This window comes from Mesorhizobium sp. P3_A9 (genome assembly GCF_056402975.1).
Genome location: NZ_JBFUGJ010000150.1, coordinates 1 through 13,935 on the forward strand (window position 1 = coordinate 1; position 13,935 = coordinate 13,935).

Here is a 13,935-nt window from a genome sequence, read left to right on the forward strand (position 1 = left end):
GCCGTGTCGTGCTGCCGAACTCCATGCCAGGCGTGCTGGCGGCTGCGCTCGTGGTCTTCGTGCCGACGGTCGGCGACTATGTCACCCCGGCAATGGTCGGTGGCCCGACCAGCACCATGATCGGCTCGCTGATCCAGTCGCAGTTCGGCAAGGCCAATGACTGGCCGTTCGGCGCGGCACTTTCGGTTTGCGTGATGCTGGTCATCCTCGTCGTGGTGCTGGTCGCGCGCGGCGCCGACCGCCGGTTTGGCAGCCGAACATGAAAACGGAACGCGCCAGCACGAAACCGGATGGCCGCTGGCTCGGCCTCTACGTGCTTGCCTATCTGGTGTTCCTCTATCTGCCAGTCCTGCTGATCCCGCTGTTCTCCTTCAACGATTCCATCCAGGCTGCGTTTCCGCTGCAGGGTTTCACGCTGCAATGGTACGAGACGCTCTATGGCAATCCGGCGCTGTCGGGTGCGCTCTTGAACAGCCTCGTGATCGGCGCCATCGCCGCCTCCGGCGCGACGCTGTGCGGCATCACCGTGTCCTATATGGACCTCTATGGCCGCTCGCCGCTTGCCGCCACCATCAGCGCCATCGCCCGGCTGCCGATCCTCATTCCCGGCGTCATCGTCGGCATATCGCTGCTGATCCTCATCAATCTCGTTGGCCTCGGACCATCGCGCATAGCCATCGTGCTCGGCCACATACTGGTGGCGCTGCCGACCACCGTGGTGATCATGCGTAGCCGTTTCGCCGCCATCCCGAAGACGGTTCGCGAGGCGGCGCTCGACCTCGGCGCCTCCGACTGGACGACGTTTCGGCGCGTCATGCTGCCGCTCAGCCTGCCGGCCGTGCTGTCGGCCTTCATGCTTGCCTTCCTGATCTCCTTCGACGAATTCATCGTCGTCTTCTTCCTCGCCGGCACCGAGCCGACCCTGCCGCTATACATCTGGAGCCAGCTGCGCTTTCCCCGATCGCTGCCGACAGTCATGGCGCTCGGGACGGTGATCCTGGCCGTGTCCTTCATCGTCGCCGGTACAGCCGAGATCCTGCGTCATCGCGGGCTTGGCGCGACGCGCCGCAATACAGCCTGACCACAACAATGAGAGGAGAACGAAAATGGCATTTCTGAAATCGATAACTGGACACAAGGCCCGGGCCGGCCTCGCCGCATTGGCGCTCGCACTGTCGTCGACCGTGGCGCTGGCCGCCGAGAAGCTGCAATACTTCACCTGGTCGGGCTAYGAAYTGCCCGACTTCAACAAGAGCTTCCTYGCCGCSCAYCCCGATGGCGTCGAGGCCTCGATSTTCGGCGACGACGATGAYGCCTTCACCAAGGTCAAGGCCGGCTTCAGGCCTGACATCGCGCATCCCTGCTACGACAAGGTGGCGCGCTGGAACAAGGAAGGCCTGCTGCAGCCGATCGACACCAAGCGCATCAAGAACTGGGATTCGATCTTCCCGGTGTTCAAGAACCTGCCCGATCTGCAGGCCGGCGACGGCAAGGTCTGGATGGTGCCATGGGACTGGGGCAACACCTCGATCCTCTACCGCACCGACCTGGTGAAGAACCCGGARGCSAGCTGGAACCTTCTGTGGGACAAGCAATATGCCGGTCGCATGGCAACCATCGACGCCGTGCATGACACGCCGATCGTTGCCGCGCTGCTCGCCGGCGTCAATCCGTTCGACATAACGCCCGAGCAGATGGACAAAGTCGCGGCAAAGCTGCGCGAACAGCGCCCGCTGCTGTCGAGCTACACCACCGACATGACCTCGGTCGAGCAGGCGTTGGCCAGCGGTCAACTGGTCGCCGCCATGACCTGGAACGCGTCCGCCACCTCGCTCAAGAAGCAGGGCGTACCGGTCGAATTCATGAAGCCCAAGGAAGGCATGCTGACCTGGGCCTGCGGCTTCGTCATGCTGAAGGACGCCAAGAAYGTCGATCTCGCTTATGACTTCATCAACAGCCGGCTGGATGCCGATTCGGGCAAATTCCTGATCSAGTCCTACGGCTATGGCAGCTCGCTCTCGACCGCCTTTGCCGGCGTGGCGAAGGATGAACTTGAGAAGCTGCAACTGCCGTCCGATCCGGAAGTGATGCTGAAGACTACCATCTTCACCGGACCTATGAAGCAGAATGACGATGTGGCCAAGATGTTCGAGAAGGTGAAGGCGGGAGGCTGAGGCTGGTTCCCCCTTCTCCCCTTGTGGGAGAAGGTGGATCGGCGCGCAGCGCCGAGACGGTTGAGGGGTGGGTGACGGATCGCCGTCCTTGCCAAGCTGGAGCACCCCTCATCCGTCGCCTTCGGCGACACCTTCTCCCACAAGGGGAGAAGGGGGAGCCTGGCGACGCTACGCCGCGCTCCAACAAAGTGACTGCAACGAGGACGAATGCATGGATGTTCTTGACGAAGCCGCCGAGAAACCCAAGGACGATGCCGATGTTCGCGTCGGCCGGCGCGTGCGGGCGCTGCGGCTTGAGCGCCGCCTGTCGCTGGCCGAACTGGCGGCAAAAGCCGGCGTGTCGATCGGTGCGCTGAGCCAGATCGAGCGCGGCATGTCCTCGCTGCGCGTCAAGGTGATCTGGCCGCTGGCCGCCGCGCTGGACATCGAGCCGTCGGCGCTGATTGCCGACGGCAATGATGCTGTCAACGATCTCTATTGCGTGCGTGCCAACAGCCGCCGCGCCATTCCCGTGAAGTCGGAAGGCATCGCCAAGGCGCTGCTGTCGCCGCCGGGCGCGACGCTGACCGGCATGCTGGTGACGGTGGAAGCTGGCGGCGGCACGGCGGAAGCCTATGCCCATGCCGGCCATGAGTTCGGCTACGTGCTTTCAGGCGAGGTCGAACTCGTGGTGGATTCGACGAAATACGGGCTGAAAACCGGCGACAGCTTTGCCTTCAAGAGCACGCTGTTGCATGCCTTCCGCAATCCCGGTCTCGAACAATGCCAGATCCTGTGGGTCAACACCACGAAACCGTCCGAGGTTCGCGATGGCGCCTGATCCACTCGTCCGGCTGCAAACTGTCTCGAAGGTTTTTCCCGGTGGCATCGTCGGGCTCGACGCCGTCGATCTCGACATTATCAGCGGTGAATTCATCACGCTGCTCGGGCCGTCGGGGTGCGGCAAGACCACCAGCCTGCGCGTCATCGCCGGCTTCGAAAGCCCGTCGACCGGMAAGGTTTTGCTCGACGGCCGTGATATCACGGCCCTCCGGCCCTTCGACCGGCCGGTCAACACTGTGTTCCAGGACTACGCGCTGTTTCCGCATATGAACGTCGCCGAAAATGTCGGCTTCGGCCTGTCGTTGCGCAAACTGACTGGCGCCGAGCAGGCAAAGCGCGTCGGTGAAGCCCTCGACATGGTCGGTCTCGCCGACAAGCTTGGCGCCCGCGTCTTGGAACTGTCGGGCGGCCAGCGCCAGCGTGTCGCGCTCGCCCGCGCCATCGTCTGCGAGCCGCGCGTTCTGTTGCTCGACGAGCCACTGTCGGCGCTGGACGCGCATCTGCGTGAGCAGATGCAGGTCGAACTGAAGCGGCTGCAATCGCGGCTTGGCACCACCTTCGTCATGGTCACCCACGACCAGACCGAGGCGCTGTCGATCTCCGACCGCATCGTCGTCATGAACAAGGGTCGCATCGAGCAGATCGCCCCGCCGGCGACGCTTTATGACCGGCCCGCCACGAAGTTCGTTGCCAGCTTCATCGGCACCATGAATCTCCTGCAATCGCGTTTTGTCGGCCGCGATGGCGACCGCCTGCGGTTCGCCGCCGGCACTTTGCCGCTCGAGGCCGTTTCTGAAACCGGCCAGTCACCTGGCGAAGGCGAGGTGCGCACCATTGGCGTGCGTCCGGAGGACTTGCTGGCGGCGACCGAGGCCACGCCCGGCACCGCGCCGGCGCGCGTCAACAGCATTGTCTTTCACGGCCGCACGCTGCGCTTGCATGCCGAACTCGAGAAAGGCGCACCTGTTGTCATCGATGCGCCGCGCCAGGCCGAGGGTTTTCAATTCAGCGTCGGCGACGTGGCGCATATCAGCCTGCGGCGTGGCGCCAACTGCCCTATGCTCTCCGCATAGGCTGACCATCCATTTCCCAAAACATCGGAGTCTTTCCCTTTGAGCAATCATCTCAACTTCTTCATCGACGGCAAATGGGTGGCACCCGTGGTGCCGGCGACGCTTGATGTCATCGACCCGTCCACCGAAGAGGCCTATACGAAAATTTCCGTCGGCTCGAAGGCCGATGTCGACAAGGCCGTTGCCGCCGCCAAGGCCGCCTTTCCGTCCTTCTCGCAGACCAGCAAGGCCGAGCGCCTGACGCTGTTGAAGCGCATCCTCGAAGTCTACAACGAACGCTTCGAGGACATCGCCCAGGCCGTGAGTCAGGAAAATGGTTCGCCGATCACCTGGGCGCGCGAGGCGCAGGCCTGGGCGGGCAGGGCGCATATGGAAGCCACCATCAAGGCGCTGGAGGACTATGAATTCCAGGAGAAGCGCGGCGGCACCATGGTGGTCAAGGAACCGATCGGCGTCTGCGCGCTGATCACGCCGTGGAACTGGCCGCTCAACCAGATAGTCTGCAAGGTGGCGCCGGCGATTGCCGCCGGCTGCACCGTTGTGCTGAAGCCGTCCGAGATCGCGCCGATCAGCGGCATCGTCTTCTCCGAAGTGATGGAAGCCGCCGGCACGCCGAAGGGCGTCTACAACATGATCAACGGCACGGGTCCGGATGTCGGCCAGATCATGGCCGGCCATCCCGATGTCGACATGGTGTCCTTCACCGGCTCGACCCGCGCCGGCATCATCGTCGCCAAGACAGCTGCCGAGACGGTCAAGCGCGTGGCGCAGGAACTCGGCGGCAAGTCGGCCAACATTGTGCTGCCCGACGCCGATTTCGAAACGGCGGTGCGCAAGGGCGTTGAGGGTTGCTTCGGCAACAGTGGCCAGTCCTGCGATGCGCCGACGCGCATGCTGGTCCCGGCCGCGCGTCATGACGAGGCGCTGGCCATCGCCAAGAAGGCGGCCGAAGCACACAATGTCGGCGATCCGCGCAATGAACAGACCAAGCTTGGCCCGGTCGTCAGCGAGCTCCAGTTCAACAAGATCCAGCGGCTGATCGAGGCCGGCATCAAGGAAGGCGCCACACTGGTCACCGGCGGCCCCGGCCGGCCGGAACATCTCAACCGCGGCTACTATGTCAGGCCGACTGTGTTTGGCCACGTGACGCCAGGCATGACCATCGAGAAGGAAGAGATCTTTGGCCCGGTGCTGTCGGTCATCTCCTACAGTGACGACGACGACGCGGTGAAGATCGCCAACGACACGGTCTACGGCCTCGCCGCCTATGTGCAGTCTGGCGATATCGACCATGCGCGAAAGGTGGCAGGACAGCTGCGCGCCGGGCAGGTCTCGATCAACTATCCGGAATGGGACACGTTCGCGCCGTTCGGCGGCTACAAGCAGTCGGGCAACGGCCGCGAATATGCCGACTGGGCGATCCACGATTTCCTCGAGGTCAAGGGCATCATCGGCTACGGGGCGTAGGCTTCGGATCAATCTACGCTTGACTCAAAGATTTGTTCCTGTTTTGTTCTATTGTCAGAGCAAAACAGGAGCGTTCTTCGCCAGGCGTGTGCGTATGTATCGGCAAGGTGAACTCGATTTCGGCATAGCAGTGCCGCCGCGCCGGCCGAAACGGCCAGATCGCGCCTTCTTCGGGCTGTTCTTGCAGCCCCAGTGCTATGATCTCTTCGGCGATCTGCAGAGGCAGCTTTGTAGTCAGTATGGAATAGTTGGATCGCTTCTGTCGGTTGAACGGTTTCACCTGAGCGTGCAGCATGCTGGCGATTACAAACGGCTGCGGTCGAAGACCATCTTTGCCGGATCACGAGCGGGCCAGCACGTCCATATGCCTGCCTTTGAAATTACCTTTGGCCATGTTGGCAGTTTCTCCGGTCGCCCGGCAACCAGAGGCAAGCCACCGCATCGACCGTTTGTGCTTCTGGCCGAAGATGGGCCGGTTTTCGAACTCCACAAATTGCTTGGCGCCGAGATGCTCGCGAATGGGCTCAAAGCGTCGGATCATTTCGTTCCGCATCTGACACTCGCTTACGATCAGAAGTTTGTCCCCCGGCAACCCATCGAACGGATCAGCTTCGTTGCCAAGGATTTCATCTTCGTTCACAGCCTGCGCGGCCTGACAAAATACCTCTTCCTGGACCGTTGGCCCTTGATAGGGGCGTCGTAGTCATGAAGCGGTCAGTTCGTCCTGACATGGATTGTCAGCTACCAAGCGGTCTGACGGTGGTTGACCAGTCGGCCGTTCCCTATTTGCAATGCGTCTGAACAGGAGGAACACARATGACCATCGCGGATATTGCAAAGGATTTCACCGAGCTGCTCCAGCAGGGTGATCACGCCAGTGCTGGCGAGAAATACAACGCCGACGACATCGTCAGCTACGAAGCCATGGAAGGGCCAATGGCCGTGGCCCGTGGCAAAGAGGCTCTCAAGCAAAAGGGCCAATGGTGGCAAGAGAATCACGAAGTCCACGGTGGCTCGGTCGAGGGCCCCTATGTCAACGGCGACCAGTTCGCCGTGCGCTTCAAGTTCGACGTAACGCCCAAGGCCACCGGCGAGCGTGCCACCATGGATGAAGTCGGCCTGTATACGGTCAAGAACGGCAAGATCACGGAAGAGCGCTTTTACTACTGAGCCGGAAAACGGCTCCGTCCTCGGAGCTTGCTCTCTTCGCTACAGGAGAAACAAGCATGGCGGCCGAGGCAATCCCCGGCCGCCATGTGACGCTCAAATCGTCTTCACATACTCCGCAAGCTGATCGGCCACCGTGCCCCAGCCATCGAAGAAACCCATCTCTTCATGGTTGTTGCGGGTCGCCTCGTCGCGGTGGATGGCGGTGGCGGTGTAACGCGTGCCCYGGCCRTCCGGCTGGAGGGAAATGACSGCGGTGATGAAGGGCTCGCCTGACGGCCGGTAGCCCGGCAGCAGTGCATCCGTCCACACCAGCCGCTCGTTCGGCACGATGTCGAGATAGCAGCAATGGCGATCGCTGACCTCCTTGCCGTCGGGCGACTGCATGCGTGTCCGGAACAGCCCGCCTGGCCGCAGATCGATCTCGCAATCGGTGATCAGCCATGGCTTGGGCGTGAACCATTGCCTGACATGCTCCGGCGTCGTCATGGCCCGCCATAGCAGTTCGCGCGGCGCGTCGAGCACGCGCTCCAGCACGAGGTCCAGTCTGGGATCCGGCTTGAAGGGATAGCTCATTTTTCCTGCTCCTTGAGGCTCATCACATAGGCGTCGAACTGGTCGAGGCGGCGCTCCCACAGCGTGCGCTGCTCGGCCAGCCAGTTCTCGGCGAGCTGAAGCGGCTCGGGCGCCAGTTGATAGGTCCTGGTGCGGCCAATCTTTTCCGAGCGCACCAGCCCACAGCCTTCCAGCACCTTGAGATGCTCGATGAAGGAAGGCAGCGCCATCTCGAAAGGCTGCGCCAGCTCACTGACCGAGGCCGGGCTGCGGTTCAGCCTCTCGACGACGCGGCGCCGCGTCGGATCGGCAAGCGCGCGGAAGATGCCATCGATGGGCGGGAGGCTCGGATTGGCGGTCTGGAGGCTTGTCATGGGTCGATCCTACTGCGCCGTCACAAGTGTCTCAAAAATACTTAGGAAAATTCCTTAGTATTGGCAAGCCGGAAAATTCCCGAGTTGCGGGCTTGGGCGCTGGCAAAGCGAGAAGGGCGGTTTTAGGCTGTGCGACGGATTCGACTGCCAGCTCAAGGGAAGCGCGCTTTGACGATCACCATCTACGGCATCACCACCTGCGACACGGTCAAGAAGGCGCGCGTCTGGCTGGAGAGCCATGAAGTACCATATCGTTTCCACGATTTTCGTGCGGAGGGGCTGGACGCGAAGCGGCTGGATGGCTGGGTCGGCAAGGTCGGCTGGGAAAAGCTGCTCAACAAGGGCAGCACGACGTTCCGCGAGTTGGCTGACAAGGACAAGGCCGGGCTTGACGAGAAGAAGGCCAAGGCGCTGATGCTGGCCAAACCGACAATGGTCAAGCGGCCGGTGTTGGAGGTTGGCGACGGGGTTCTGGTTGGGTTCAAGCCGGAGGCCTATGAGCAGGCGGTGGGTGGGAAGTAGAGCGGATCTTCACCTTCGCCCGTCGCGGGCCAGCGCGCCCCTCTGTCCTGCCGGACATCTCCCCACTAGGGGGGGAGATTGGATACCGTCGCCGATTTCGCCAATCGCCAACGTCGCAGGATTGGGCAAAGCGCCGAAGCTGCCGATCTCCCCCCAAGTGGGGGAGATGTCCGGCAGGACAGAGGGGGGCGCTGGCCCGCCTGCTTGCGAAGGTTCCGAGCGCCTCAACCTGCGCGCAGATACCCCGCCAGCGCCACGGCATTGTTATGCGCCTCATCATGCGCGCCGTAGAGCAACGTCACCTTGCCCTTACTCAGCAGCCCGCGCAGTTGCGTCACCGCCTCTTCATTCCCGTCCAACTCGGCTCCGTACCGCTTCCGAAACTCCGCCCAGCGCGCCGGCTCGTGTCCGAACCATTTGCGTAGCTCATCGCTCGGCGCGATCTCCTTCAGCCACAGCGCCAGTGCAGCGTGCTCTTTGCTGACGCCACGTGGCCAGATGCGATCGACCAGCACACGCTGCCCGTCATCGGGAGCGGGCGGCTCGTAAATCCGCTTGACCATCAGGTCGAAAGCCATTCGACCTCCCTAGGTGGTCACCCTCAGGCCCACTCGCCCTTGCGCATCACCGGCACCTTGCGGCCGTCCTTGTGGACGCCATCGATGTCGATCTTGTCCGAGCCGATCATCCAGTCGATGTGGATGAAACTCTTGTTGCCGCCGCGCGCCGCGATCTCGTCCTGGCTGAGCGAGGCGCCGTCGACGAAGCACTTCGAATAGCACTGGCCGAGCGCGATGTGGCAGGCGGCGTTCTCGTCGAACAGCGTGTTGAAGAACAGCAGCCCGCTGGCCGAGATCGGCGAGGAATGCGGCACCAGTGCCACTTCGCCCAGCCGCCGCGAGCCCTCATCGGTGTCGAGCACCTTCTTCAGCACATCCTCACCCTTGGAGGCCTTGGCCTCGACGATCYGGCCATCCTCGAAGCGCACCGAGATATCGTCGATCAGCGTGCCCTGGTAGGACAGCGGCTTGGTCGAGGAGACATGGCCCGAGACGCGACGCGCATGCGGCGTGGTGAACACCTCTTCAGTCGGGATGTTGGGGTTGCAGGTGATGCCGTTCTTGGCTGTCGAGGCGCCGCCCATCCACTCATGGCCGTCGGCCAGTCCGACCGTCAGGTCGGTGCCCGGTCCGGTGAAATGCAGGGCGTGGAAATTATGGCCGTTCAGCCATTCGGTGCGGCCGCGCAGCGCTGCATTGTGCGCCGTCCAGTTTGCGATGGGGTCTTCCACGTCGACCCGCGACGCCGCGAAGATCGCATCGGCGAGCTTCACCACGGCAACATCGTCGGCATCGCCAGGGAAAACCTGCTTGGCCCAGGCGAGGTCCGGATAGGCGACGATGTTCCAGTTGATGTCGAAGCCGGTGATCTTTTCCAGCGCCGGCTGGTRGGCCATCGARTTGGCCTTGTTGGCGCGCGCCACTTTGGCCGGATCCTGCGCCGACAGCAGCGATGGATCCTCGCCGCGCACGGCAAGCCGCGCCGCATTGTTGGAAAAGGCCTTCGCCATGCCTTCATAGAGCCAGCCGGCGGCGTGGTCGAAACCGGCGTCCGCCCCGAAGCGATAGCGCGCCAGCGTCATCTCGTCGTCGTTGAAGATCGGCGTCACCAGACCGGCGCCGGCCTTGTAGGCATGCTCGACGATTCGCCTGGTCAGCGGCAGGGCCGCAATCGACGAGGTCAGCACCAGATCCTGTCCGGGCTGCAATTGCAGCCCGACCTTGATGGCGACTTCCGCCAGCCTGTCGAGCTTCACCGGGTCGATCGTTGCGGAAACGCCGCGCGAATGTGTGGTCATGATCCTGCCTGCCATGATGTTTGATCTGGTCTTACATAGACCGCAGCCGGCATCCTTTCCACCGCGATTGCGCTCGGCCAGATCAGGCCGCGCTTTCGAGTGACCCGAACTGCGCCATCGTCGCCGCGATCTCTTCCTTGATCCAGGCCTTGAAGTCCCGGATCTTGCGGCTCTCCGCCTTGGCCGACGAGGTCACCAGCCAGTAGCCGAGACCGCTCTGGGCGCGGATGCCGAATGGGGCCACCAGCCGCCCGTCGGCCAGCGCATCGGCCGCCAGCAACTGCCAGCCCAGCATCACGCCATGGCCGGCAATGGCTGATTCCAGGCACAGCATCGGATCGGTGAAGCGCGCGCCCTTCTGGAAGGTGACGGGTGGAACACCGGCTGCCGAGAACCAGCTCTCCCAATTGATCATCGCCCGCTCGTCGGTGATGGCGCAGGTCTGGGCAAGATCCTCGATCGATTGCAGTTTCCTGGCGATATCAGGCGAGCAGACTGGAAAGACTTCCTGCGCCAAGAGCAATTCCGCTCGCCCTTCTGGCCATTTGCCGTCGCCAAGCCGGATGGCGATGTCAACGTCGGAGCGGTCGAGATTGGTGAGCCGCACCGTAGCGTCGATGCGCAGCAACACGTTGGGATGGCGGTCGAAGTGACGCGATAGCCTGGGCAGCAGCCACTTCGAGGCGAAGGCCGGCGCCACCGAAACCACCAATGTGCATTGCGTCGCCTCGTCGGCCAGCGCCACGGCCTGGGCAAGCTCGCGAAATCCCGTGCCGAGACGGGTCGCGAAGACGGCGCCGAATTCGGTCAGCACGAGACCGCTTGCCGTGCGCTCGAACAGCGCCTGGCCGAGCTGCTTTTCGGTGCGGCTGATCTGCTGGCTGACCGCACTGACGGAAACGTTGAGCTCGCCGGCGGCCGCTGCGAGCGAGCCGAGACGGGCAACTGTTTCGACGGCGCGAAGGCCGTTGAGGTGAACGCGGTTGAGCATGGCCATTTGAGATTTTCTAAACTGTTCCGTCTGAAATCTCAATTGAAAGACGCGCCGAAACGGCAGACTTTGTTGATGGGAGAGAGACCCGTGGAGCCGGAAATGTTAAGGGTGCTGTCATCGCTTAAGGTTCTGTTCGCTGGGGGCACGCCGTATGAGCGTGGCTCCGAGAGCGACAAGCTCAAATGGCTCACCGATCCGCTTTCGCACCCCGTCCTGAACACGATGTCGGAGCGCGAACTTGGCGACGTGCCGTTCAGGCTGACGGCGCGGCGAACCGTGCACGAGACCGCTTCCTTGCAAGCCGGTTTCGGTGGGCGCTGCTGAGCGGATTCCCGCACTCTTCGGCTTAAGGAAAACTCGAGCTGGCGCGACACGCTGTAGGCCCACTGGCCCAACGAAAGGCGATTGTTTCAGCGATCCCTGCATTTATTGTGCGCTGCAATGGCATCGGCCTCAACAGCGCTGCGCTTCACCGTCGCCGGCATGGTTGCGATGGCCGTCGCCATGGGCATCGGCCGCTTCGTCTACACGCCGATCCTGCCCGGCATGATGGAAGAGCTGCACCTCTCGCCGGCCAATGCCGGGTGGATCGCGTCTGCCAATTATCTCGGCTACCTCGTCGGCGCGCTGGTGGCGGCGGGCGGCTGGGCGCATGGCCGCGAGCGCCTGCTGATGCTGGGCGGTCTTGGCGCCAGCGCCGTCCTTGCGGCCTTGATGGGGCTGACCGATGCCATGGTCGCCTTTCTCGTCATCCGCTTTCTGGCCGGTCTGGCCAGCGCCTTCGTCATGGTGTTCATGGCCAGCATCGTTTTCAGCCATATCAATGCTGCCGGTCGCGGCGACCTGCAGGCGTGGCATTTCGGCGGCGTCGGCATCGGCATCGCCATCTCGGCCGCGATGATGGCGGTGCTGGTCACCGAGCATGCCGGCTGGGCGGCGGGCTGGTTGTGGTCGGCGGCGATTTCGGCCTGTGGCTTCGTGGTCGTGGCACTGCTGGTGAATGAAGGTCCGCTCGCCAGCGGCGAAGCGGTCCGCGAGCCCGCGCTGCCGAARGACCGGTCGYTGMTGAAGATCATCGTCGCCTAYGGCCTRTTYGGCTTCGGCTATGTGGTGACGGCGACRTTCCTGGTCGCCATCGTTCGCCAAGGCGGCGGCAGTCGCGTCTTCGAAGCCATGGTGTGGCTGGTCGCCGGACTTGCGGGTTTTCCTTCGACCTGGCTGTGGCAGAAGATCGCCGGACGGATCGGGCTCTACGCCGCCTATGCGTTGGCGTGCTTCATCGAAGTCATCGGCGTCACCGCCAGCGTGGCGCTTGGCGGATATTCGGGGCCACTGCTTGGCGGTTTGCTGCTCGGCGGCACCTTCATTGCCATTACCGCGCTTGGCCTGCAGGCCGCGCGCCAGCAGGCGCCAAAGGCGCCCCGGCGCATCTTTGCGTTGATGACGGCCTCGTTCGGCCTCGGCCAGATCATCGGCCCGATCGCAGCCGGCCTTTTGGCGCAGGCGTCGGGGAATTTCTTCCTGGCTTCCATCGTCGCTGCGGCCATTCTGGTCGTGTCCGGCATCGTCACATGGTCGGCCGCGCCAAAATCGCCATGATTTGTGGTCTTGCTCTGCACCGGGCATCGGGCAGGCATTTTCTTTCCCCCTAATGTGTGACTTTATGCCCGCCGACGTCAGCTGATTTGCCCACCGAGCAAGGAATTCGCCACAGTGTTCGTATCCTTCTTCCCGCAGCCGAAGCTGTTTTTCTCTTCGGCCGCCATCTGGAGCCTTGCGGCAATCCTGTTCTGGTTTTTCGGCGGGGAGCAACTGGGCGCAGTGTTCGGGATGCCACCGGCGGCTGCCGACGCCCCGCCCATCATCGGCATCGCCATCCTCGTATCGAAGCCGTTCCTCTGGTTTTATCTCTACTTCGCGTTTTGCGTGCTCGTCTTCTACGCGTTCTGGAGCTGGTACTCACCGCATCCATGGCAGCGCTGGTCGATCCTGATGACTGCGGTCATCCTGTTTTTCATCTATTTCAATGTGCAGGTCAGCGTTGCCGTCAACGCTTGGTACGGCCCGTTCTTTGACTACGTGCAAGGCCTGATGTCGGGGACCGGAAAATCGACCAATGGCGAATTCTACACCGGACTGGCTGACTTCTCATGGCTCGCGCTGGTTGGCATGAATGTGCAGGTGGTCAATGCCTTCATCGTCAGCCACTGGATCTTCCGCTGGCGCACGGCGATGAACAATTATTTCATCGAGAACTGGGGCAGGCTGCGGCATATCGAGGGCGCTTCGCAGCGTATCCAGGAAGATACGATGCGGTTCTCGCAGATCATGGAGGATCTAGGCTCCAGCTTCGTCCAGTCGATCATGACCCTGATCGCCTTCCTGCCGGTCATGATCCAGTTGCAGGCCCATATCAGCGAATTGCCGATCATCGGCGCAGTCCCGCAGCCTCTGGTGATTGCAGCGCTTGCCTGGTGCTTGTTCGGAACCATCTCGGTCATGGTTGCCGGCCTGAAACTTCCGGGGCTGCAGTTCCGCAACCAGCGCGTCGAAGCCGCGTATCGTAAGGAACTGGTCTATGGCGAGGATCATGCGGACAGGGCGCAGCCGGCCACCACCGCCGAACTGTTCGAGAATGTTCGTCACAACTATTTCAGGCTCTATTTCCACTACATCTATTTCAACGTCGTCCGGTACACCTACCTGCAAGCTGACAACATTTTCTCGCTGTTGATCCTGGGTCCTTCGCTGGTTGCACACAAGATAACCTTCGGCGCGCTGAACCAGATCTCGAACGCCTTCGGCAAGGTGACGGGTTCGCTGCAGTTCCTGCTCACCTCCTGGTCGACCATCGTCGAACTGCAGTCTGTCCACAAGCGCCTGCGCGCCTTCGAAGCGACGCTGCAAGGCGAGCCATTGCCTGATATCG

17 protein-coding genes are annotated in these 13,935 nt (G+C 62.5%); 12 read left to right on the forward strand and 5 right to left on the reverse strand.

The genetic code is table 11. The features are described 5' to 3' along the window. From AC1DX0_RS19875 to AC1DX0_RS19910, 8 genes are all read left to right on the forward strand, one after another. On the forward strand, positions 1 to 263 hold a 263-nt coding region (locus AC1DX0_RS19875; RefSeq protein WP_477356557.1), incomplete at its 5' end, for an ABC transporter permease subunit. After that, positions 260 to 1,081, forward strand: coding sequence for an ABC transporter permease (locus AC1DX0_RS19880; protein ID WP_477219724.1), 822 nt, complete (start codon positions 260 to 262; stop codon positions 1,079 to 1,081). The genes AC1DX0_RS19875 and AC1DX0_RS19880, both read left to right, overlap by 4 nt. 25 nt (positions 1,082 to 1,106) lie before the next feature. Further along, a complete protein-coding gene (locus AC1DX0_RS19885) occupies positions 1,107 to 2,174 on the forward strand; it encodes an ABC transporter substrate-binding protein (protein WP_477356559.1) in 1,068 nt (355 codons plus the stop codon). Positions 2,175 to 2,385: 211 nt separating this feature from the next. Next, a complete protein-coding gene (locus tag AC1DX0_RS19890; protein WP_477219722.1) occupies positions 2,386 to 2,994 on the forward strand; it encodes a cupin domain-containing protein in 609 nt (202 codons plus the stop codon). Continuing rightward, complete coding sequence (locus AC1DX0_RS19895) at positions 2,984 to 4,069, forward strand: ABC transporter ATP-binding protein (protein WP_477219721.1); 1,086 nt, start codon at positions 2,984 to 2,986, stop codon at positions 4,067 to 4,069. The genes AC1DX0_RS19890 and AC1DX0_RS19895 overlap by 11 nt, the downstream gene beginning before the upstream one ends. Positions 4,070 to 4,108: 39 nt before the next feature. Continuing rightward, positions 4,109 to 5,536 (forward strand): aldehyde dehydrogenase family protein, encoded by a 1,428-nt coding sequence (locus AC1DX0_RS19900; protein ID WP_477219720.1) that lies wholly within the window; start codon positions 4,109 to 4,111, stop codon positions 5,534 to 5,536. Between the two features lie 19 nt (positions 5,537 to 5,555). Beyond that, positions 5,556 to 6,239: a 2'-5' RNA ligase family protein gene (locus tag AC1DX0_RS19905; protein ID WP_477219719.1), complete on the forward strand. Its 684-nt coding sequence runs from the start codon at positions 5,556 to 5,558 to the stop codon at positions 6,237 to 6,239. 113 nt (positions 6,240 to 6,352) lie between these two features. After that, complete coding sequence (locus AC1DX0_RS19910) at positions 6,353 to 6,706, forward strand: SnoaL-like domain-containing protein (RefSeq protein WP_477219718.1); 354 nt, start codon at positions 6,353 to 6,355, stop codon at positions 6,704 to 6,706. Between the two features lie 93 nt (positions 6,707 to 6,799). Here the strand turns inward: AC1DX0_RS19910 and AC1DX0_RS19915 are convergent, their stop codons facing one another. Both AC1DX0_RS19915 and AC1DX0_RS19920 read right to left on the reverse strand, forming a co-directional pair. Then, positions 6,800 to 7,279 (reverse strand): SRPBCC family protein, encoded by a 480-nt coding sequence (locus AC1DX0_RS19915; protein ID WP_477356561.1) that lies wholly within the window; start codon positions 7,277 to 7,279, stop codon positions 6,800 to 6,802. Then, a complete protein-coding gene (locus tag AC1DX0_RS19920) occupies positions 7,276 to 7,632 on the reverse strand; it encodes an ArsR/SmtB family transcription factor (protein WP_477219716.1) in 357 nt (118 codons plus the stop codon). Before AC1DX0_RS19920 ends, AC1DX0_RS19915 begins: the two co-directional genes overlap by 4 nt. Before the next feature lie 168 nt (positions 7,633 to 7,800). Here AC1DX0_RS19920 and AC1DX0_RS19925 point away from each other — a divergent pair, with 168 nt between their 5' ends. Further along, complete coding sequence (locus tag AC1DX0_RS19925) at positions 7,801 to 8,154, forward strand: ArsC family reductase (RefSeq protein WP_477219715.1); 354 nt, start codon at positions 7,801 to 7,803, stop codon at positions 8,152 to 8,154. Positions 8,155 to 8,378: 224 nt separating this feature from the next. Here AC1DX0_RS19925 and AC1DX0_RS19930 read toward each other — a convergent pair whose 3' ends face one another. From AC1DX0_RS19930 to AC1DX0_RS19940, 3 genes are all read right to left on the reverse strand, one after another. After that, positions 8,379 to 8,732 carry a DUF488 domain-containing protein gene (locus AC1DX0_RS19930; protein ID WP_477219714.1) on the reverse strand — a complete coding sequence of 118 codons (354 nt, stop codon included), beginning with the start codon at positions 8,730 to 8,732 and terminating at the stop codon, positions 8,379 to 8,381. A gap of 23 nt (positions 8,733 to 8,755) precedes the next feature. Beyond that, the gene (locus AC1DX0_RS19935) at positions 8,756 to 10,012 is read right to left on the reverse strand and encodes an aminopeptidase (protein ID WP_477356563.1); all 1,257 of its coding nucleotides are present in this window, start codon (positions 10,010 to 10,012) and stop codon (positions 8,756 to 8,758) included. 82 nt (positions 10,013 to 10,094) lie between these two features. Beyond that, complete coding sequence (locus AC1DX0_RS19940) at positions 10,095 to 11,009, reverse strand: LysR substrate-binding domain-containing protein (protein WP_477219712.1); 915 nt, start codon at positions 11,007 to 11,009, stop codon at positions 10,095 to 10,097. Between the two features lie 96 nt (positions 11,010 to 11,105). On the opposite strand from AC1DX0_RS19940, the gene AC1DX0_RS19945 reads away from it, so the two are divergent. The 3 genes from AC1DX0_RS19945 to sbmA form a co-directional block, all read left to right on the forward strand. Continuing rightward, entirely contained in the window at positions 11,106 to 11,330 is a 225-nt protein-coding gene (locus AC1DX0_RS19945) for a hypothetical protein (RefSeq protein ID WP_477219711.1), read from the forward strand. Positions 11,331 to 11,447: 117 nt separating this feature from the next. Next, entirely contained in the window at positions 11,448 to 12,605 is a 1,158-nt protein-coding gene (locus AC1DX0_RS19950) for a YbfB/YjiJ family MFS transporter (protein ID WP_477356565.1), read from the forward strand. Between the two features lie 114 nt (positions 12,606 to 12,719). Beyond that, the coding region (gene sbmA / locus AC1DX0_RS19955) for a peptide antibiotic transporter SbmA (protein WP_477356567.1) at positions 12,720 to 13,935 on the forward strand (1,216 nt) is incomplete at its 3' end.

Excerpts from the sequence above, each read along its gene's own strand:
- AC1DX0_RS19880 (WP_477219724.1), top strand. The coding sequence starts at position 260 with ATGAAAACGGAACGCGCCAGCACGAAACCGGATGGCCGCTGGCTCGGC.
- AC1DX0_RS19890 (WP_477219722.1), top strand. The coding sequence starts at position 2,386 with ATGGATGTTCTTGACGAAGCCGCCGAGAAACCCAAGGACGATGCCGAT.
- AC1DX0_RS19910 (WP_477219718.1), top strand. The coding sequence starts at position 6,353 with ATGACCATCGCGGATATTGCAAAGGATTTCACCGAGCTGCTCCAGCAG.
- AC1DX0_RS19920 (WP_477219716.1), bottom strand. The coding sequence starts at position 7,632 with ATGACAAGCCTCCAGACCGCCAATCCGAGCCTCCCGCCCATCGATGGC.
- AC1DX0_RS19930 (WP_477219714.1), bottom strand. The coding sequence starts at position 8,732 with ATGGCTTTCGACCTGATGGTCAAGCGGATTTACGAGCCGCCCGCTCCC.
- AC1DX0_RS19940 (WP_477219712.1), bottom strand. The coding sequence starts at position 11,009 with ATGGCCATGCTCAACCGCGTTCACCTCAACGGCCTTCGCGCCGTCGAA.
- AC1DX0_RS19945 (WP_477219711.1), top strand. The coding sequence starts at position 11,106 with ATGTTAAGGGTGCTGTCATCGCTTAAGGTTCTGTTCGCTGGGGGCACG.